Source organism: Desulfovibrio sp. X2 (genome assembly GCF_000422205.1).
Lineage (GTDB): Bacteria > Desulfobacterota > Desulfovibrionia > Desulfovibrionales > Desulfovibrionaceae > Alkalidesulfovibrio.
Genome location: NZ_ATHV01000006.1, coordinates 86,992 through 107,410, shown reverse-complemented (window position 1 = coordinate 107,410; position 20,419 = coordinate 86,992). Strand labels below are relative to the sequence as shown.

Annotated in this window: 18 protein-coding genes; 13 read left to right on the top strand and 5 right to left on the bottom strand. The window is 66.9% G+C overall.

Going from position 1 to position 20,419, the window contains the following annotated elements; genetic code table 11:
• Positions 1–117 precede the first annotated feature (117 nt).
• Together DSX2_RS03110 and DSX2_RS03105 are read right to left on the bottom strand one after the other, a co-directional pair.
• Entirely contained in the window at positions 118–1,665 is a 1,548-nt protein-coding gene (locus DSX2_RS03110) for a methyl-accepting chemotaxis protein (RefSeq protein ID WP_020879581.1), read from the bottom strand.
• A 315-nt stretch (positions 1,666–1,980) separates the two neighbouring features.
• Positions 1,981–4,020, bottom strand: coding sequence for an ATP-binding protein (locus DSX2_RS03105; protein ID WP_020879580.1), 2,040 nt, complete (start codon positions 4,018–4,020; stop codon positions 1,981–1,983).
• Between the two features lie 128 nt (positions 4,021–4,148).
• On the opposite strand from DSX2_RS03105, the gene DSX2_RS03100 reads away from it, so the two are divergent.
• A complete protein-coding gene (locus DSX2_RS03100) occupies positions 4,149–4,382 on the top strand; it encodes an AbrB/MazE/SpoVT family DNA-binding domain-containing protein (protein ID WP_020879579.1) in 234 nt (77 codons plus the stop codon).
• A gap of 9 nt (positions 4,383–4,391) precedes the next feature.
• Here the strand turns inward: DSX2_RS03100 and DSX2_RS03095 are convergent, their stop codons facing one another.
• Genes DSX2_RS03095 through DSX2_RS03085 form a run of 3 tightly spaced genes read right to left on the bottom strand, consistent with a single transcriptional unit; the run spans position 4,392 to position 6,543 of the window.
• Positions 4,392–4,862, bottom strand: a complete 471-nt coding sequence (locus tag DSX2_RS03095; protein ID WP_236615067.1) for a TadE/TadG family type IV pilus assembly protein — start codon at positions 4,860–4,862, stop codon at positions 4,392–4,394.
• An 18-nt stretch (positions 4,863–4,880) separates the two neighbouring features.
• Positions 4,881–6,227, bottom strand: coding sequence for a pilus assembly protein TadG-related protein (locus DSX2_RS03090; protein ID WP_084486394.1), 1,347 nt, complete (start codon positions 6,225–6,227; stop codon positions 4,881–4,883).
• Positions 6,130–6,543, bottom strand: a complete 414-nt coding sequence (locus tag DSX2_RS03085; RefSeq protein WP_020879576.1) for a TadE/TadG family type IV pilus assembly protein — start codon at positions 6,541–6,543, stop codon at positions 6,130–6,132. The genes DSX2_RS03090 and DSX2_RS03085 overlap by 98 nt, the downstream gene beginning before the upstream one ends.
• Positions 6,544–6,780: 237 nt before the next feature.
• On the opposite strand from DSX2_RS03085, the gene DSX2_RS03080 reads away from it, so the two are divergent.
• The 12 genes from DSX2_RS03080 to DSX2_RS03025 all read left to right on the top strand — a co-directional run bounded on the left by DSX2_RS03080 (position 6,781) and on the right by DSX2_RS03025 (position 20,419).
• Positions 6,781–8,187: a sigma-54 dependent transcriptional regulator gene (locus tag DSX2_RS03080; RefSeq protein ID WP_020879575.1), complete on the top strand. Its 1,407-nt coding sequence runs from the start codon at positions 6,781–6,783 to the stop codon at positions 8,185–8,187.
• 375 nt (positions 8,188–8,562) lie between these two features.
• Complete coding sequence (locus DSX2_RS03075) at positions 8,563–8,739, top strand: Flp family type IVb pilin (protein ID WP_020879574.1); 177 nt, start codon at positions 8,563–8,565, stop codon at positions 8,737–8,739.
• A gap of 113 nt (positions 8,740–8,852) precedes the next feature.
• Positions 8,853–9,398 (top strand): prepilin peptidase, encoded by a 546-nt coding sequence (locus DSX2_RS03070; protein WP_020879573.1) that lies wholly within the window; start codon positions 8,853–8,855, stop codon positions 9,396–9,398.
• A 5-nt stretch (positions 9,399–9,403) separates the two neighbouring features.
• Positions 9,404–10,231, top strand: a complete 828-nt coding sequence (gene cpaB, locus DSX2_RS03065) for a Flp pilus assembly protein CpaB (protein WP_020879572.1) — start codon at positions 9,404–9,406, stop codon at positions 10,229–10,231.
• A gap of 10 nt (positions 10,232–10,241) precedes the next feature.
• Entirely contained in the window at positions 10,242–11,654 is a 1,413-nt protein-coding gene (locus DSX2_RS03060) for a type II and III secretion system protein family protein (protein WP_020879571.1), read from the top strand.
• Positions 11,655–11,673: 19 nt separating this feature from the next.
• Complete coding sequence (locus tag DSX2_RS03055) at positions 11,674–11,958, top strand: hypothetical protein (protein ID WP_020879570.1); 285 nt, start codon at positions 11,674–11,676, stop codon at positions 11,956–11,958.
• Positions 11,959–11,970: 12 nt separating this feature from the next.
• On the top strand, positions 11,971–13,212 hold the full coding sequence (locus DSX2_RS03050; protein ID WP_020879569.1) for a P-loop NTPase: 1,242 nt from the start codon (positions 11,971–11,973) through the stop codon (positions 13,210–13,212).
• Between the two features lie 11 nt (positions 13,213–13,223).
• Entirely contained in the window at positions 13,224–14,651 is a 1,428-nt protein-coding gene (locus DSX2_RS03045) for a CpaF family protein (protein ID WP_020879568.1), read from the top strand.
• Positions 14,652–14,660: 9 nt separating this feature from the next.
• A complete protein-coding gene (locus DSX2_RS03040; RefSeq protein ID WP_020879567.1) occupies positions 14,661–15,611 on the top strand; it encodes a type II secretion system F family protein in 951 nt (316 codons plus the stop codon).
• A gap of 10 nt (positions 15,612–15,621) precedes the next feature.
• Entirely contained in the window at positions 15,622–16,587 is a 966-nt protein-coding gene (locus DSX2_RS03035) for a type II secretion system F family protein (RefSeq protein ID WP_020879566.1), read from the top strand.
• 9 nt (positions 16,588–16,596) lie between these two features.
• Complete coding sequence (locus tag DSX2_RS17400; protein ID WP_020879565.1) at positions 16,597–18,162, top strand: tetratricopeptide repeat protein; 1,566 nt, start codon at positions 16,597–16,599, stop codon at positions 18,160–18,162.
• A gap of 136 nt (positions 18,163–18,298) precedes the next feature.
• Positions 18,299–20,419 carry a response regulator gene (locus DSX2_RS03025; RefSeq protein WP_020879564.1) on the top strand — a complete coding sequence of 707 codons (2,121 nt, stop codon included), beginning with the start codon at positions 18,299–18,301 and terminating at the stop codon, positions 20,417–20,419.

Sequence of the window (20,419 nt, the reverse complement as noted above, 5' to 3'; positions counted from 1 at the left end):
TTTTTACAAGCAGAAGACGGCATACGAGATTAGCTCCCGGTCTCGGCATTCCTGCTGAACCGCTCTTCCGATCTTGTTTCGGATCGTATCATGTCCCGTGCGCGGCTTTGGCCCGAATCAGGACAGGGTCTCCTGCACCACGCCGCGCAGGGTCTGGGCCAGGCTGTTGATCTCGGTCACGGCCGTGGTGGCGCGGCCCATTTCCTGCGAGGTCTCGTCGCAGGACCGGCGCACGGCCTCGACCGAGACGTTTATCTGCTCGCTCGAGGCGGACTGCTGCTCCGAGGCCGCGGCGATTGCGCGGATGCGGTCCGTGGTCTGCAGGACCAGGGAGACGATCTCCTTGAGCGCGGAGCCCGACTCACCGGCCAGCTGCGAGGAGAGCTCCACGGCCTGGGCGGCCTTGTCCATGCCCTCCACGTTGGCCCTGGTGTCCTGCTGGATGGCGAGGATGGAGTCGCCCACTTCCTTGGTGGCGTTCATGGTCTTTTCCGCCAGCTTCCTGACCTCGTCGGCCACGACCGCGAAGCCCCGGCCCGCATCTCCGGCGCGCGCCGCCTCGATGGCGGCGTTCAGGGCAAGCAGGTTGGTCTGGTCGGCGATGTCCGAGATGACGTCCATGATCCGGCCGATGGCCTCGGCCCGTCTGCCCAGGCCGTCCAGGTTCTGCTTGAGCTCGGCCGAGAGCCTGGAGACCTCGGCGATGGCGTGCACCGCCTTCTCCACCACCTCGGCTCCCTCGTAGGCCTTGGTCTTGGCCATGTCGGCCTCGGACGCGGCGTCGCTCGCGCTGCGCGCGATCTCGAGCACGGCGGAGTTCATTTCGCCCATGGCGCGCGCCGTCTCCATGGCCCGTTCCGCCTGGCGACAGGAGTTCTGGTTGACCTCGTGCACCTGTGCGGTGAGTTCGGAGGCCGTGCCGAAGAGCTTCTGCGAGACCGTGTCGATCTGGCGCACCGCCTCGGCGATCTTCTCGCCCTGGCGGGTCAGCTTGGCCTCGGACATGCGCACGTCGGAGAGGTCGGTGTACACGCACAGGGCCGCGATCATCCTGCCCTCGAGATCGTAGAGCGGCGAGGCGTCGATGTTGATGTGGAGCTTGCGCCCCTTGCGGCCCGTGAAGACCACTTCCTTGCTGATGGAGCGCTTCTCGCGCATGGCCACGCCGAGCACCGTGTCGCGCTTCTCGCCGTAGAAGAAGACGGCCACGTTCTGACCGTAGTAGTCCTCGGGCTTTCCCGTGTGCTGAAGCATCTCGATCAGCCGCTGGTTGCCGAAGATGAAGTTTTCCTCGAGATCCGTGACCACGAACGGCGTGACCATGAAGTCCATGACGCCCTTGGCCAGGCCGAGCCGCTGCTTGAGGTCGTCGAGCATCGTCGCGCTTGCCGTGCGGGCCTCGCCGAGCACGCCGGAACCGGACGGCTCGATCCGCGCCGCGTAGTCACCGGCGTGGATGCGTCTTGCCGTCTCGGCATCGGCGCGCAGGGTGGCGATGAGCCGGGAACTGAAGACGAGGATCACCCCCCCGAGCAGCACGGCGCAAAGGACGGCGGCACCGCCGGCCACGGCGGCGCTCGTGGTCAGGGTCGGCAGGATCGCGAGCAGGGCGGCGAACAGCAGGGTGAGCACGAGGGCGAGTGCGCGGAACGATTCAATGGACATGGCGGCTTTCCTGGTTGCAGGTTGGCAGAGGCTTTTCGTTTCGGATGGAATTGATGCGGGGCACGGCCGGGATTCGGCGTGCGGGGCACGGGCAGGGCGAGCCAGCCGGAAGTCGTCCTGGATGGGGATGAAGCGTCATGCTGAGGAATCGTCGGGCAAAGCCATGCGGGTGCACCTCATCTCCCCGGTGAGTGCTCGTACAGGTAAGCAAATATGTCCTCCAGCGCGCCCAAAACATGCTGCTATCCTTCATACAATTGTAACACAAGTCCTTTTTCCCGGCTGGAACTGCCGGAGCATAGGGAGCGGGCTTCTTCAGGAAGGCCTGGAGAGAGGAGGCGCGGGCTCGTCTGCAGGGCTTCTTGCGGCCTCTCCGTCCTCCGGGAGGGGGAGGGAGGCCAGGACGCGCACGAGGTCCTCGGTCTGGAAGGGTTTCATGAGATAGAGATCCATGCCCGCCTCCAGGAATCGCTCCCTGTCTCCGCGCAGGGCATGCGCGGTCAGGGCCACGATGGGGATACGCGCCTTGGGGCCGAGGTGGGATGCGGCCCGGATGCGCCGCGTGGCCTCGATGCCGTTGACCACCGGCATCTGGATGTCCATGAGCACGGCGTCGAAGGTTCCCTGCTCCAGGGCGGGCAGGACCTCGGCGCCGTTGCCCGCACAGGTCACGTGGTGTCCCATCTTCTCGAGCTGGCGCCGTATGACGAGCTGATTGATGCGCTCGTCCTCGGCCACGAGCAGGCGCAAGGGCCGGACGGCGCGCGGGGTGCCGGGCGCTTCGTCGGATCGGGCCGCCCGGTGTTGCTCGGGATCCGCCGCGGGCAGGAGGAGCGAGAAGGCGACCGTGGTGCCTTCGCCCGGCAGGCTCTCCATGCATACCTCGCCGCCCATGAGTTCCACCATCTGGCGCACGATGGGCAGTCCGAGCCCGGAACCCTGCTGGCGCCGGGCAAGGGAGGCGTCCACCTGGGTGAAGGAGTCGAAGACCTCGGACAGCTTGTCCGCGGCGATGCCGATCCCGGAATCCTCGATGCCGAAATAGACGCGGACGTGCGCCTCGCATCGGCTGGGCAGGGGCATGACCCGCACCCGGACGAAGCCTTCTTCCGTGAACTTGAGCGCGTTGCCCACGAGATTGAACAGGACCTGACGGATACGGGCGTCGTCTCCGAGGAGGGTGGGCGGCAGGTGCGGATCGAGGTCCCACTGCAGGCGGATGTCTTTCTCCTTGGCCGTGGCCGCGAACGAGCTGACCACCATGCCGATGAGCCCGCTGAGCGAGAAGGCTTCGGAGCGCAGCGACATCTTGCCCGCCTGCAGTCGGGTGAGATCGAGAATGTCGTTGAGCACGGCCAGGAGATGGCGGCCGGATTCCCGGGCGATGTCGGCGTAGCCCGTCTGCTCCTCGTCGAGCGTGGTGGAGGAGAGAAGCTGGAGCATGCCGAGCACGCCGTGCAGGGGGGTCCTGATCTCGTGGCTCATGTTGGCCAGGAACTCGGACTTGGCCCTGTTCGCGGCCTCGGCGGACTCCTTGGCCCTGCGCAGCCCGTCCTCGGCCCTGGTCCGTTCCGTGACGTCGCTTACGAGCAGGGCGAATTTGTCCTGCTCGGGGCGGTAGGCGGAGAATTCGAAATGCCTGTCCAGGCGCGGGCTGTAGAGTTCGGCCGTGGAGGGAGCGGGGTCATCGGCCATGCGCTTGTAGTCCTCGATCCAGCCCGGCTCCACCTCCGGAAGTATCTCGCCGGACGTCCGGCCGAGGATGTCGGTGCGCGCCAGTCCGGTCAGCCGCTCGAAGGCCGGATTGACCTCGATGAAGCGGACGTCCTTTGCGCCGTCCGGCCCAGGGATGATCTCGTGCAGGGCGAAGCCGCTGCGCAGGTTCTCGAACAGGGCATGGTAGCGCCTCTCGCTCGTGCGCAGCGCGGCCTCGGCAGCGCGGCGCTCCCCGATGTCGCGCGAAACGCCGAGGAATCCCTCGATATCCCCGTCCGCGCCGAGCAGGGGGCGGAAGACGACTTCCACCCACACCGGGGAGCCGTCGGCATGGAGCAGCTCGAGTTCGAAACGGCTGACATGCCCGTGCTCCCCACGCCCGACGTCGACGAACAGCTTTCTGCTCGCGCGTTGCAGCGTCGCCCACGAGCGCGGCGTCATCGTCGCCGCGAGATCCTCGTCGAGGGCCTGGCGGACGCCGATGCCCCTGAGTGTCTGGATGGAAGGAGAGACGTAGGTCAGGGACAGTTCGGGAGACACGGTCCAGATGACGTCCTCGACCGTCTCCTCGATGAGGCGGCGGACCAGGCTGCTTTTGCGCGGGGGCTTCCCCCGCCTGCCGCGTGTCGTTTTACGCATGGCTTTTTTCCTCACTGTGCACGATACGTGAGGCGAACCAGGCGATAAAGCGTAAAATCGCGCCCGCCTCCCGTCACGCGTTGCCCTGGCCGCGGTGGGGGCGTAGAAAGGATCAGGAGGGAAGGTCCATGCGGGTGAAAGTGGTCGGAGCAGGGCTTGTCCAGCTGCCGAACGACGTGGTGGCCCATTTCGGCCTTTCTGCCGGAGACGAGGTCGAGGTCTTCCTGGACGGTGACCGTGCTGTCCTCTACCCGGTGCGCCGCGGTGGCGACGAGGACGGGAATCGGGACGGCGGCGCCATCCTCGAGGCGGAATCCGTCAGGAAATCCCTCGAACGCCGTCTGCGCGAGGAGTTCGACTAGCCGTCCGTGTCAGGGGCAGACCTTCCACGGTTCGTTGATTCCGCGCTCTGTGGCCTCCATGGTCAGGTCGCTGGGCAGAAGGTCGGCCGCGAACGGGGTCAGGGGCTGGTAGCTGTAGCGCACCTCCACCTGGACCATCTCGCAGGGGCCGCCCGGGTCCGCTCCGGTGCAGGGCAGGCTCATGTCTGGCTTGGTCCGGCTGCACACGTCCACGTCCATGACCGGCGAATTGCCGGGCAGGTCTTCCTGCATGAGCCTGGCCTGGGCCACGATCTGCGAGAGGCGGCTGCCGTCCTCGTCCCCCTGGCCCGTGGTCGCGAATCGCACCGCGGTCTGGGCGGACTTGTGCAGCGTGAGCCAGGCGCGGAACATGTTCCCGCCCTCGATGAGCAGCATGGAGAGCGCGATCATCGCGGGAAAAAACAGCGCGAATTCGACCACGCTCGACCCGCGTTCCCCGTCCCGCCTTCTTCCGAACATGGCGTGCATCACCGCCTCCTATTTGATGAGCCGCAGTCCGAGCTGGCGGCCGATCTGCTTGAAGATGTCGTCGAGGTCGTTGGTCGAAGGGGCGTTGAAGTAGTGGTCGGTCGTTCCCGCGCGGCTCGAGGCCACGGCCTTCATCAGCGTGATGTCGGTGGAGTCCGAGTCGCCGTAGCGGATGGAGAATATCTCGATGCCCGCGTCCTTGGCCTTCTGGGCCTCGTCGAGCATGGCCTGGTTCAGCGCGCCGCCGTTCTCGCAATGGCTGTGGGTGTCGCCCATGCCGTAGTAGGCGTTGGTCCAGTAGTTGTTGGGGTCGTAGGTGGCCGCGTAGTTGCCGCCGCACTTTCCGTCCTCGGTGTCGCCGTCCGTGAGCAGGATCATGATCTTCCTGTACTTGGGGTCCGAGCTGGCCTGGGTGTAGGGCGCCGTCGGCGTGAGCACGTTGCGGCCCCACTTGATGCCTTCTGAGATGACCGTGCCCGAGGCCGGGCCGTCCGCTGTGTGCGTGGCCAACGAGGCGAAGATGTCGCTGCGGTTCGAGGTCAGGGGGAGGATTTCGGGGATGTTGCTGCAGGTGTCCAGGTCGATGGAATTGCGCCTGTAGGAGGGCAGCGCCCAGTACATGGACATGAAGGCGGAGTTGATGCCCGTGTTCACGGAGCCGTCCGCGTTGCGGCAACCGGCGGGCAGACCGTCCACGTTCGAGCCGACGCGCACCTTGCCGCGGAAGCCGACCAGGCCGATCTTGGTGTCGGCGGCGCCCCCGGCGGGCAGGATGAGGTCGATGAGGTTCGCTGTGGCGCTCTTGACCATGGTGATCGGCGTGCCCCTCATGCTGCCCGTGTTGTCGAGCACGAAGACCACCTCGAGATTGTTGTAGCCTGCCGTGGCGCTGGCCGTGACCCACTTGTCGCCGACGCCCAGGACCTGCATGAGGAGCATGGGCACCTTGGCCTTGGTGGTGACCGTGACGCTGCGGTAGATGGTGCCGGGGGTGAGGGATTCCACCACGGCGTCGGGCAGGTTCGTGGTCAGGAGCTGGTTGACCGCCTGGGAGACCTTGCCCTTGCTGAGGTCCGGATCGTCGGGCAGCTTGAGGCTTCCGGCCAGCACTGCGGCGTCCGTGGCCGCCTGCAGGCGTGTCTGGGCCAGGTATAGGTTGCCCAGATCCACGGCCATGCCGACCGCACCCACGAGCACCGGCAGGAGAACGGCGAGGAGGACGGGCGACGCGCCCAGATCCCCCGCGAGCCTGGCGAGCCTACGAAAGAGGCATTGTAGTGCGGGCCTTGAAGACCGGGGCGCTCGCGATGAGCGAGTTGAGCAGTCCGTCGGCTCCGTAGAAAGACTGGTAGGCATACTGTACCTCGACGGTCACGGTATTGGTGGCGGAATCGGTGGTCACGGAGGTTGTCGGCGAATTCCCGCTGAGGTCGGCGGTGAGCGCCTTGACCACGGCCGGAGCCTCCGTGGAGTTGCCGTCGCGAAGGATGGTGCGCGCCGCCTCGCGGCTGGCGTCGACGAGGGTGGCGTACACGCGCACGGCGTTGGCTCCCTCGACCATCAGGCCGAAGAGCAGGACGAGCATCGGCAGGACAAGGGCGAATTCCACGGCCATGACGCCGCGCTCGGATTCCCGGCCCCTGATCAATCTTCTGATGAGTTCGTAGTTCATGGCATACGCTCCGCTGCACACCTTAAAGCAATGGTTATGCCAAGTTCATCATAGCCTTCGTTTTGCAAAAATTATTTATTATTTCAGTGGCTTGTTTTGCAAGTGGCCTAATCCATCATTTGGGGAAAAAAGCTTGACTCAACCAAAATATGTGGTCATCGTTCCATGAAAAATGGATGAAGGCATACCTGCCGCATCCCGGAACAGCACAGCCCGTACGCCAGAGGTCTATATACTATGGATAGGACAGACAGCGCTCCGCGCATCCTCATCGTCGACGACGACATCGCCTTCCAGGGAATGCTGCGCGAGGCGGTCGGCGAGAAGGGATTCGCCGTGGACTGCGCCGCCTCCGCGGAGGAGGGCATCCGCACCGCCGCCTCGGGCGTCTACAATCTCATCCTGCTGGATGTCCGCCTGCCGGGCATGAGCGGCATAGAGGCCATACCCCACTTCCGTGAGGCCAGCCCGAGCACGGAGATCATCATCATGACCGCCTACGCGGAAAAGGACTCGGCCGTGCAGGCCATCCGCCGCGGGGCCTACGACTATTTCACCAAGCCTTTCTCCCTGGCCGAGATGGAGATCGTCATCCGCCGCGCCCTGGAGAAACAGCGCCTGCAGCGGCAGGTGCGCTCGTTGCGCCGCACCCTGGACAAGGAGGGGCCGCTCGGCCGGATCATCGGCCAGGGCGAGGCCATGTGGCGGGTGAAGGATCTGATCGAGCGCGTCGCGCCGCTGGACTCCACGGTCCTGGTCATCGGCGAGACCGGCACGGGCAAGGAGCTCGTGGCCGACACGGTCCACGCGCTGTCCGCCCGGGCGGAGGGCCCCTTCGTCAAGGTCAACTGCGCGGCCATCCCCGAGAACCTGCTGGAGAGCGAGCTCTTCGGCCACGAGAAGGGCGCCTTCACGGGAGCCCTGGCCACGCGGCGCGGGAAGTTCGAGCTGGCCTCGGGCGGAACCATCCTGCTCGACGAGATCGGCGACATGCCTCTGCATCTCCAGCCCAAACTCCTGCGCGCCGTGGAGCTCAAGCAGATCGAGCGCGTGGGCGGCTCGCGCCCCATCGCCTGCGACGTGCGCATCGTGGCCGCCACCAACGTGGATCTGGCCGCGCAGGTCAAGGAGCGCAAGTTCCGCGAGGACCTCTTCTACCGCCTCAACGTGGCGTCCATACACCTACCTCCCCTGCGCGAGCGCAAGGACGACCTGCCCCAGCTCGCGGAGTTCTTCCTCACGCGGCTCGCGGCCAAGCTCAAGACCGGGCTGCCCCGCCTCTCCTCGCAGGCCATGCGCGCCCTGTTCGACTACGACTGGCCCGGCAACGTGCGCCAACTGGCCAACGTGCTCGAGCGCGCGGCCATCTTCCGCCACGGCGAGGAGATCAGCGCCGAAGACATCGATTTCGGATACGGCGGCGCGCGCAGCAGGGACACGGCCCCGGCCGCCGTCCCCATGCAGGTGGATCCCTCCCTGCCCCTGCGCGAGGCCGTGACCCTCTACGAGAAGAACCTCATCCTTTCCGCCCTGCGCCAGGCGGGCGGCGTGCAGACCGAGGCGGCTAAGCTGCTCGGCATCTCCGCCAAGAACCTCTGGAACAAGCTTCAGAAGCACTCCATCGACCCGACTTCAATGGAGTGATGCGCCTCACGACAGCCTTTCTATTTATAATGGATGACTCCCTGTTTCTTGTACTGCCATATTTATCCTGAAATTTCAAAATCTTATATATCTGAACAGCCGTTTAAAAAGCTTCTTTCCTTTCTTTCTTCTCCCTGAATAATGGATCGATTTCCGCTATCGGTAGCGCCCAGAAGAGGGGTGCACGTATTTCTGTGCGTTGCGCTCAGTCATATATCATACCGTAATTAAACAATTTTTAAATATTCTGCGGGATTTTCTTCCGTCTCGGACGGGGTTGGCACGCAGGTTGCCTTTAAGAGGGCATCGGCACGGGGAAATGGCCCCCCCACCTGGAAAATTTCAGAACACCATTCATTCAAGGAGAGGAACACAATGAAGACCATCATGAAGCTGATCCGCAACGACGAAGGCGCCACCGCTCTTGAGTACGGCCTGATCGCCGCCCTGATCGCCGCCGCCATCGTGACCGCCGTCACCACCCTGGGCACCAACGTGTCCAACACCTTCAACCAGATCGCGAGCAAGATGAGCGTCACGCCCGCCAGCTAGGCAGGCCAGGACATTCGCCTCGTCGCGAAAGGGGTGGCGCCCGGGCGATCAACCGCCAGGTGCCACCCCTTTCACATCGCTTCTGAGGCTCACGCGCGAACCTAGGGGGAGACATGGACATCGCGCTCAACGGTTTTCTTTCGATCGTTCTCGCCATCGCCTGCGTCACGGACGTCCGCGAGCAGCGCATTCCCAACTGGCTGACCTATCCCGCCATGGTCGTCGCCCTTGCGGCGCACGGCATCCTCGGCGGCTCCGGTGGATTCCTCTTTTCTCTTTCCGGGCTCGGCGTGGGCTTCGGCCTCATGCTCCTGCCGTTCCTCATGGGCGTCATGGGCGCGGGCGACGTGAAACTCCTCGCCGCGGCCGGGGCGGTCATGGGAACGTGGTGGATCGTCGAGGCCTTCATCCTGACGAGCCTCTTCGGCGGCGTGTACGCGCTGGCCGTGATCTGCTGCCGCCGCACCGCGTTCCGCGCCCGCCTGCTGGCGCTCAAGGACTCGCTCCTTCTGACCGCGGCCACGGGCAGCCTGACCTGGACCGCTCCGACGGACGACACCCGCCTGCCCCGTCTGTGCTACGGCCTGGCCATCGCCGCCGGCTGCTGGGCCCGCATGGCCATGGCCGTCTGGACCCCTGACCTGCTGCACCTGGGATAGCCGTCATGAGCAAGGGGAAGACTTTTCTGCAGATCGGCGTCGCCGCCTTCATGGCCCTCATGGCCGGCGGCATCGCGTTGTACTGGATGGCCTCTGTGAGGACGGCCGAAAAGCCTGCCGTGGCCCCCGAGACCTCGCCTGTGGTCGTGGCGTCGCGCATCCTGTCCCCGGGCACCAAGATCGCCCCGGGGATGCTCAAGACAGTGCCCTATCTGAAGGAGAGCGTCCCGGACCAGTCCTTCTCCGACCTCAAGGAGCTCGACGGCAGGGTCCTGGTCGCTCCCCTCAGCCAGGGCGAGCCCGTGACCCGCGCCAAGCTGGCCGATAACGCCATCGCCATGGGCGGCGTGAGCGCGCTCATCGATCCCGGCCACCGCGCCGTGTCCGTGATGGGCAACAAGGTCATGGGGCTCGCGGGCTTCGTCCGTCCCGGCAACCGCGTGGACGTGCTCGTGACCATGGACAACGACGGCAAGAAGGGCCATGGGGCCGAACATCCCCATCCCTTCAGCAAGATCGTGCTCGAGAACATCCTGGTGCTGGCCACGGGCGAGAAGCTCGATGCCGGCGAAGACGGCAAGGCGGCTCCCGTGGACGTCTACACCCTGGAGGTCACTCCCGAGGAGTCGGAGCGCCTGGCTCTTGCCGCTTCCAAGGGCATGCTCAACTTCGCCCTGCGCAGCACGCTGGACGATAGCAAGGTGCTGACGAGCGGCGCGGACGTGCCCCAGACCCTCTCGGCGCTCTCACCTGCGCGCAAGGTCGTGCACGGCAGGAAGCTGATGCAGGTCGAGATCATCACCGGCAGCGCGCGCAAGAAGCTGTCTTTCTAGGAGACGTGCCATGTCCACCGGACGCATCATCCTCATAGCCCTGATTCTTGTTTTCCTGGCCGGCACCGAGGCCCACGCCGTTCCGGCCGACGCCACCGGCATCACGCCGACACGGGTGGACCTCACCACCGGGCATTCCCTGGTCCTGAACGTGCCCGAGAACGTCTCGCGCGTGGCCCTGGCCTCGCCGGACATCGCCGACGTGATGCTGCTCTCGCCGCGCCAGATCTACCTGAACGCCAAGAAGACCGGCTCCACCAGCCTGACCGTGTGGGTCGCGAGCGGCCGCGTGTCCGCGGTCTACGACCTGATCGTGACCCCGGACGTGACGCCGCTCAAAGAGATGCTGCACAAGATCCTGCCCGAGGAGCGCGGCATCCACGTCATGGTGGCGGGCGACTCCGTGACCCTTTCCGGCACGGCCAGCAGCGCCGCCTCCCTTTCCTCGGCCGTGACCCTGGCCGAGGCCTACGCCCCCAAGAAGGTGGTCAATCTCATGCGGGTGGGCGGCGTGCAGCAGGTCATGCTCGAGGTCCGCGTGGCCGAGATGAGCCGCACCCTGGCCAGGCGCCTGGGCATCAACCTCGCCTACGCCTTCGAGGGACAGCTCCTGCACGGGCAGGTCTTCCACACCTTCCTCAACCAGCTCACTGCCTTCGACAAGGAAGGCAAGTTCATCCTCTCCAACGACGTGGACATGGCCTTCACCTTCAAGCAGGGCGGGGCCTACTGGAGCGCCTTCATCGACGCCTTGAAGGAGAACGGGGTGGTCAAGGTCCTGGCCGAGCCGAACCTCGTCTGCCTGTCCGGCGAGAAGGCCGACTTCCTGGCCGGCGGCGAGATCCCCATCCCCATCCCTCAGGGACTCGGCACCGTGGCCGTGCAGTTCAAGTCCTTCGGCGTGGGCCTCTCCTTCAGGCCCACGGTCCTCGGCGGCAAGCGCATCAGCCTCGAGGTCAACCCCGAGGTCTCCGAACTCGACTTCAGCAACGCCATCTCCATCTCGGGCGTGACCATCCCGGCCATCACCACGCGCCGCGCTTCCACGGTGGTGGAGCTGGACAGCGGACAGAGCTTCGCCATCGCCGGGCTCATCAAGGACTCCATGCGCGAGGACGTGCAGCGCTTCCCCGTGCTCGGCGACGTGCCCATCCTGGGCAGCCTGTTTCGCGATTCGGCCTTTCAGAAGAACGAGAGCGAGCTCGTGATCATCGTCACCCCGCATCTGGTCAAGCCGCTGGACATGGCCGCGCAGACCCTGCCCACGGACGGTTTCAAGGAGCCGAACGACGTGGAGTTCTACCTCTTCGGCGACACCCAGGGCGGCAGATTCGACCTGGGGCTCAACTCGGCCCCGGCCGTCAAGGGCTCCGGACCCGAGTCGGGCTTCGACGGCGAGTTCGGCCACACCCTTCCCCAGTAGGCAGGCAGGAGAAAACGTCATGAGAATCATCTTGCTGATCCCCGTCCTTCTCCTGGCCCTGAGCGCGGCCTCGTGCTCGACCCTGTACCCTCAGGAGCCCGTCCCGGCCCCGATGGGCGGTTCGGTGCGCGCGGCCGTGGCCTCGCAGACGCTTGACCCCAGCCCGGCCGAGCCGACTCCCGTGACCGGGCTGGACGGCCAGAAGGCCGACGCAGTGATGAAGAACTTCCGCATGGTCAACAAGACTCCCCTGGTGCAGTCGAACAATTCGCAGGGGAGTTTCTCCGTCAAGGTGAGCCGATAGCAGGAGGAGCCCGTGAGCAACGCCATTCCCCTTACCCTTGCCGTCCGCACGCCCGGCCTGCGCGAGCGTCTCGCCGAAATCCTGGCCGCGAATGCGAACTATGCGCTGCTGGAGCAGGACGCCCCGGCTGAAGGCTCCCTGCTCGTCTTCGAGCCCGGCGACGAGCCCGGCGAGGATCTCGCCCGCCTCGGACGAGCCCTCGCGCGCGGCGTGGTGCGCGACATCTTCATGGTCACGCTGGAAAAGGATCCCGCGTTCCTGGTCGAGGCCGTGCGCGCCGGTGTGCGCGAGATCCTGCTGCTCCCCCTGCGTGAGGGCGAGTTCGAGCAGGCGCTGCAGCGGTACACCGCCGGCCAGCGCCAGATGGCGGGCACGGTAGGCGACGGCCGCCTCTCCGACGGCCGCGGCCGCGTGGTGGCGGTCATGGGCGTCAAGCACGGCATGGGCGCGACCACCCTGGCCGTGAACCTCGCGGTGGCCATGTCCGGCCACGGCGGCACAGCCCTCCTGGACATGGTCAGGCCCGGCCCGGAGATCCCTTTCTTCCTGGACGTCGAGTACGCCTGGTCCTGGGCCGAGGCGGCACGCGATCCCGCTCGCTGCGACACGGCCTTCTTCCAGGGGCTTTTGGCCGAACATTCCTCCGGCGTTCGCCTGCTGCCCGGACCGAACGAGGCTTCCGAGCAGGACCTGCTGACGGCCGAGACGGCCGAGATGCTCCTGGACCGGGCCTGCGAGGTCGCCGACAGCGTGGTCGTGGACCTGCCGCCCGTGCTCGACGATGCCGCGCTCGCCGTGCTGCGCAAGGCGGACGAGATCGTTCTGGTCATGAACCTGACCCTGCCGTGTCTGGCCGCGGCGCGCAGCATGCTCGAAGGCATCCGCGCCGAGGACGAGGCCCTGGGGGAGCGGGTGAGGCTGGTCGGCAACCGCTGGCTCAAGGACCAGGAGATCGGCCCGGCCGACGTGCAGGGGCTTTTGCAAAAGCCCGTCACCCGCCTCGTGCCGGACGACGCGGCGGCCTGCATGCAGGCCGTGAACCGCGGCAAGCCCCTAGTGGACGTGGCGCCCAAGAGCGGCGTGGCCAAGGCCATGCGGCATCTGGCCGCGGAGCTCGGCCCTGTGCCCGTGGCCGCTCCCAAGTCCGCGCGCAAGGGACTTCTTCCGCGCGTGCTCGGCGTCATCCGCCGGAGTGGCGGGCAGACCGGCGGGCAGACCGTGGACCGTAAGAACAGCGCCCCGCAGCCCGTCTAGAGGAGCACCTCATGGATCTCGCAGCCAGACTGACCCGCGCTTCCGCCCCGGCCCGCACTGCCGCGCAGCAGCCCCGGCGCCCGGCCGCCCCCGCGGCCCCGGCTCCCGCCGCCGCGACGGTTGCCGCGCCCGCTCCGGCCAAGCAGGCCCGCGAGCAGAGCGACGGCTACTACGAGCTCAAGACGCGCATCCACGACCGCCTGCTCGACCTCCTCGACCTCTCCATGCTGGACAAGGTTCCCGAGGTCGAGGTCAGGGCGGAGATCGCGCGCCTCGGCGAGCGCATCCTGCGCGAGGATTTCGCCCAGTCCCCACTCAACTCCTCCGAGCGCCTGGCGCTCATCGCCGAGATCCAGGACGAGGTGCTCGGCCTCGGGCCGCTCGAGCCGTTCCTCAAGGACGACACGGTCAACGACATCCTGGTCAATTCCTACCTGCACATCTACGTGGAACGGCACGGCAAGCTCGAGTGCACGGGCGCGCGCTTCAAGGACGAGGGGCACCTGCGCCGGATCATCGACCGCATCGTCTCGCGCGTGGGCCGTCGCATCGACGAATCCTCCCCCATGGTCGACGCCCGTCTCATGGACGGCAGCCGCGTCAACGCCATCATCCCGCCCCTGGCCATCGACGGCGCCTCGGTTTCCATCCGCAAGTTCTCCCGCGACCCCCTGGAACTCGATGACCTGGTCCGCTTCGGCGCCGTCATCCCGCTGATCGGCGATGTGCTCAAGGGCATCGTGCGCGCCCGCCTGAACATCCTCATCAGCGGCGGCACCGGCTCGGGCAAGACTACGCTGCTGAACGTGCTTTCGCGCTTCATCCCCTCGGACGAGCGCATCGTGACCATCGAGGACGCGGCCGAGCTGCAGCTCAAGCAGGACCACGTGGTGCGCCTGGAGACCAGGCCGCAGAACATCGAGGGCAGGGGAGAGGTGACGCAGCGCGACCTGGTCAAGAACTGCCTGCGCATGCGTCCGGACCGCATCATCATCGGCGAGGTGCGCGGCGCCGAGGCCCTGGACATGCTCCAGGCCATGAACACCGGCCACGACGGCTCCCTGACCACCATCCACGCCAACACCCCGCGCGATGCGCTCATGCGCCTGGAGACCATGGTCTCCATGGCCGGCATGAACCTCCCGGCCACGGCCATGCGGCGTTTCATCAGCTCGGCCATCGACGTGATCATCCAGGGCCAGCGCCTGGCGGACGGCAGCCGCAAGGTCGTCAGTTTCCAGGAGGTCACGGGCATGGAGGGCGAGATGATCACCATGCAGGAGATCTTCCGTTTCGAGCAGACCGGCATCGACGGGAAGGGCAAGGTCGAGGGCTACTTCCGCACCATGGGCGTCCGCCCCCGTTTCGCCGAGCGGCTGGAGGCCATGGGCGTCAAGCTCGCCGAGAACATTTTCGCGCCGTCCGAGTGGCGGCCGTAGGAGGGGACCATGGCCTGGCTGGCGCTGGCTCTTGGGATCGCGGCGGTGTTCCTGATCGTGAACGCTCTCATCGGGCTCCTCTTTCCGACGAACGAGGCCCGCGACGAGGCCAAGGAGCGGCTCGACCGCCTGGCGGCCCAGGGGCTCGGTCCCGTCTCCGCCGGCATCCTGCGCCAGAGTTCGCGCGGCAACGACAAGAGCCTGTTCGAGCGCCTGGCCCAGGCCGCGGACATCTCGGAGATGGTCCGCCGCGCCGGACTCAAGACGTCGGGCGGCACCATCGTCCTCGCGGCCGCGGTCGCGGGACTCCTTTTCTACATCCTGGGACTGCTGCTCCTGAACGGCCTGGTCGCCTTTCTCCTGGCCCCCGTGGGAGCGCTGCTGCCGTATTTCTGGCTCAAGCGCCGGGTCACCGCCCGCATGAAGAAGTTCGAGCGCCAGCTGCCGGATGCCTTGGACCTCGTGGGGCGCGCGCTCATGGCCGGACACGCCTTCACCGGCTCGTTGCGCATGATCGCGGACGAGTGCGACGATCCCATCGGCCCGGAATTCGCCAAGACGCTCGACGAGATCAACTTCGGCCTGTCCGTGGACGAGGCCATGAACAACCTCCTGCGCCGCATCGACTCCCTCGACCTCAAGCTCTTCGTGGTCTCCGTGCACATCCAGCGCGAGTCCGGCGGCAACCTGACCGAGCTCGTGACCTGCATCGCCACGCTGATCCGCGAACGCTTCAAGCTCGCAGGCAAGATCCGCACCCTCTCGGCCGAGGGCAAGCTTTCGGCCATCATCCTCGTCTGCCTGCCCTTCGCCGTGGGACTCATCATCTACGTTCTGAACCCGGGCTACATAAGCGTCCTGTGGACCAAGGAGCTCGGCAAGATCATGCTCCTGGGCGCGGGCATAAGCATGGCCAAGGGCATCTTCTGGATCCGCCGCATGGTCAACATCCAGGTCTAGGGAGGACGTCATGACGACCACCGTTCTGCCTTTCGTCGCGCTCCTCTTCCTCGTGCTTTCCGTCTTCATGGCCATGCTCGTCCTGGCCAGGTTCCTGCCGGGCAACCGGGAGACCGTTCGTGTGCGCGAGCGCCTGGAGCGCGCCGCCGGGCGCATGGTCCTGGTCACCGAGGAATCCGCTCCCAGGGTGCGGCTGCGTCTGAAGAGCTGGTTCGTGGAGCAGGTGGGCAGGATCGGCGAGAAGATCGCCCCCAAGGATCGGGAAACCCTGACCGCGCAGCGCGTCCGTTTCCTGCAGGCGGGACTGCGCAGCGCGCACGCGCCCCTGGTCTTCTGGGGCTCGCGCTTCGTGCTGGTCCTCGTCTTCGTCGGCCTGGCCTTCGTCATGCGCTTCGCCGTGCCGCTGCCCGCCGTCAAGAAGCTCTTCGCCCTGCTGGCCGCGGGCGGCGGGTGCCTCGGCTACTATCTGCCCGAGCTGTGGCTGCGTTCGCGCACCAACAACCGCAAGCGGACCCTGCTGAACGAGCTGCCCGACGCCCTGGATCTCCTCGTGGTCTGCGTGGAAGCGGGCATGGGGCTCGACCAGGCCATCGAGCGGGTGTCGCACGAGGTCAGCGTGAGCGCCCCGGAGATCTGCCGCGAACTCCAGCATCTGACCCTCGAGCTGCGCGCGGGCAAGAAGCGGCACGACGCCCTGCGCAACCTTTCCATGCGCGTGGGCCTCGACGACGTGGACTCCCTGGTGACGCTCCTCATCCAGGCCGACTCCTTCGGCACGTCCGTGGCCACCACGCTGCGCGTCTATTCCGAAACCCTGCGCAACAAGCGCTTCCAGAGGGCCGAGGAGACCGCGGCCAAGCTGCCGGTCAAGCTTCTCTTCCCCCTGGTCCTGTTCATCCTGCCCGCGCTGTTCGTGGTCATCATCGGCCCGGCCGCGCTGCAGCTCATGGACGTTTTCGCCCGCATCAACCACTAGGAGGTCGTCATGCGCGTCCGTTCCCTTCTCCTGCCAACCCTTTCCGTCCTCGGACTCCTCCTGGTCCTGTCGGGATGCGCCGCCCAGAGCGATCCGCACGGCAACGAGCAGCTGCGCGACTGGATGTCCCGCCTGGACAACGCGGGCCAGGATCTGACCTATGAGCAGCACATGGCCATGGGCCGGGCCCTGGTGGAGAACGGCCAGGCCGAGCAGGCCGTGTGGCACGCGGCCAAGGCGCTGAGGCTCCGTCCGGACGATATCCAGGCGCTGCTGCTCGAGGCAGACGCCCTGCGCAGGAGCAACGAGCCGCAGAAGGCCATGGAGGCCATCAAGGCCGTGCTGGCCAAGGCGCCGGAGAATCCGGCCGCCAACCTCGAGGCCGGGCGCATCTATTTCGCGGCCGGTCTCCCGGACAAGGCCGAAGGTTTCCTGGAGAAGGCGGCCGCCATTCCCGGCCCGCAGGAATTCGAGGCGCATCTGCTGCTGGGCGCGGTCCTGGACAGCAGGGAGGACTACCAGAACGCGGTGGCGCAGTATGAAAAGGCCCTTTCCCTGCGCCCGGGAGACCTGGACGCGCTGAACAACCTGGGCGTGGCCCGGATGATGCTCGGCCAGTACGCGCAGGCCGTGGACATCTTCGGCAGGGCCGTGCGGAGCGGCGGCACCAAGCCCAGGACCTGCAACAACCTGGGCCTGGCCCTGGCCCGCCTCGGACGCAACGACGACGCCCTGCAGGCCTTCCGTTGCGCGGGAAGCGAGGCCCAGGCGCACAACAACCTCGGCTACGTGCTCTTCCTCGAGGGGGACTACGCGGGGGCCATGTACCATCTGCAGAAGGCCCTGGAGATCTCGCCCGTCTTCTACCCCCAGGCCAGCGAGAACCTGAAGCGCGTGCGCCTGGCCGCGGCCCACGCCACGCAGCCTGCCGCCGCTCCTGCTGTTCCGTCCGTGCCCGCCGCCGCTCCCGAGGTGCCGCTGGCCGTGAGCCCGGCCGCGGCCCAGCCTGCCGTGAATCCAGCCGTGCGCCAGGCCGTACATCCGGCCGCACGCCCGGCTGCGCACCCGGCGATCCAGCCGACCGCGGCGCCTGTTGCCGTTCCCGCCACCGAGCCTGCTGCGAAGCCTGACGGTGCCCAGGGAACGGGACCTGTCTCCTCGGCGGCGCCTGTCGCGCCGCAGAAGACCGTTGCCGCCAAGACCACGCATGCGGCGCAGATCGCCCAGGCGGCATCCGTGCAAAACAGGCAGGCCGCCGCCCCGAAGGTCGTTCTGGCCGCGCAGGGCGAGGCGCGCGGCTGGGGACTTCTGGTCAGCTCCTGGAAGAGCGAGGAGCACGCCCTGGCCCACGTGAGCAAGCTCGAATCGAAGGGGATCCCGGCCGCGATCGAGACGGCCGACCTGGGCGATCGCGGCACCTGGTACCGCGTGGTCTGGGGCAACTTCGCGAGCGTTCGCGAAGCCCTGGCCGCCAAGTCGTCGCCGCCGCAGGGACTCGACCTTTCCGATTCCTGCGCCGTGCCGCTGCACTCCGACGTGAATTCTGCGACCTCCCGGATGGCTGCCTCGCTCTGACATGGCCGTTCCCGTGCCGGAAGTCCGGCGATATGCGCCGCGAAGACGCCGTTCGCTGGCCGATGAGGCCGGCCGTCTTTTCTTTTTGCGCGGCACACAGTACACATCAGGGACGGCGAGCGAGGCGCCGCGTCCCATGCCGCAAGCCATTCCCCACACCTACCGCATCCTGGCGGTCGACGACGAGGAAGCGATTCTCGGGCTCTATCGCGACATCCTCTGCCTGGAAACCGAGGGTGCCCGCCTGCTCGAAGCGCTGGGGGGCGGGGAAGGGGGGGGCGGCCAGGACCAGGCCGCCCATGTTTTCGACCTGAGCCTGTGCACCGGCGCCGAGGAGGCAGTGGACACGGTGCGCCGGGCGCTCGACGAGTCCGATCCCTTTTCCGTCGCGCTCATCGACGTGCGCCTGCGCGGCACCCAGGACGGCATCGAGGCCGCGGCCCGCATCCGGGCCCTGGACCCGGGAATCGAGATCGTCATGGTCACGGGCTTCGCGGACGTCTCCTTGGCCGAGCTCAACCGCCGTGTCGCCCCGCCGGAGAAGCTCCTCTACCTGCAGAAGCCCTTCAAGCCGCAGGAGCTGCGCCAGCTCGCCCTCTCGCTGTGCACCAAGTGGCATGCGGAGCGGCAGTACCAGGACCTGAACACCATTCTCTGGGAGACGGTCGAGGAGCGCACGGCCGAACTCGGCCGGGCCAACGAGCAGCTCAAGCAGGAGCTGGCCGAGCGCGTGCAGGTGCTGGAGCGCCTCAAGCGCAGCGAGGAGCGCTACCGCCTGCTCTTCGACGAAGACATCACCGGCAACTTCGTGACCGGTGCAGACGGCCGGGTGGTGGCCTGCAACGAGGCCTTCGCCATCATTTTCGGCTACAAGACGCCGGATGAGGCCCTGGGGTTCGCCGTGCAGGACGTGCAGTTCGACGTCCTTGACGGAGTTTCCCTGTTCGATGCCCTGGCCCAGGGACGGACCCTGCGCAACATCGAGACCGCCTATCGCAGGGAGGACGGCGAGCGCATCTGGCTCATCGCCAGCTTCAACGGCGTGGAGGACGAGGACGGCGTCATCGTCGAGATCCGCGGCTACTTCTACGACATCACCGAGCGCAAGAAGCTGGAAGAGCAGCTGCGTCTGGCCCAGAAGATGGAGGCGCTCGGCACCCTGGCCGGGGGCATCGCCCACGACTTCAACAACATCCTGGGCGTGATTCTCGGCTACGCCGAGATCGTGCTCGAGGATGCGCAGCAGGGAACCTCCCTCGAACGGAGGCTTCACGCCATCGTCACCGCCGGGCAGCGCGCCCGTGATCTCGTGCAGCAGATCCTGAACTTCAGCCGCCAGGGCGGGCAGGAGAAGAAGCCGCTGCACGTGGTTCCGCTGGTCAAGGAGGCGCTGAAGCTCCTGCGCTCGAGCCTGTCCGCGAACATCGAGATCCGGCAGCGCATCGAGACCGAGGACGATCTCGTGGCCGCGGACCCGACCCAGCTGCACCAGATCCTTCTGAACCTGTGCACCAACGCGGCCCACGCCATGCGCGAGGGCGGCGGGCTCCTGGAAGTGACCGTGGCCGACGAGAGCGTGGACGCGGACATGGCCCGCACCATGCCGGGCGTGCGGCCCGGGGCCTATCTGCGCCTGTCCGTGCGCGACTCGGGCCACGGCATCGCCCCCGACCTCGTGGACAGGATCTTCGACCCCTTCTTCACCACCAAGCGTCCGGGCGAGGGCACCGGCATGGGGCTGGCCGTGGTGCACGGCATCGTGCGCAGCCACGAGGGCACGGTGAAGGTCGAGAGCGAGCCCGGCGAGGGCACGGTCTTCCACGTCCTGCTCCCCAAGACCGACCGCGCGGCCGAGGCCGAGGCGGAACTGCCGCCCGTCTCGCCCCAGGCAGGGGGCAGGGTGCTCTTCGTGGACGACGAGCCCGCACTCGTGGAGATCGGCAGGGAGATGCTGGAATCCCTCGGCTACGAGGTCGAGGGGCACGTCGACGCGCCCGAGGCGCTGAGGAGCCTCACTGCCGACCCCGGCCGCTTCGACCTGCTGGTCACGGACCAGAACATGCCGCGCCTGACCGGGCTCGAACTGGCCGAGCGGGCCACGAAGCTCAGGCCCGGTCTGCCCGTCATCCTCTGCACGGGATTCAGCGACGCCGTCTCGCCCGAGTCCATGCGCGCGGCGGGTGTGCGCGATCTCCTGATGAAACCCCTGCTCAAGCGCAGGCTCGCCGAGAGCCTGAACAAGCTCGCCGAGGGTTGA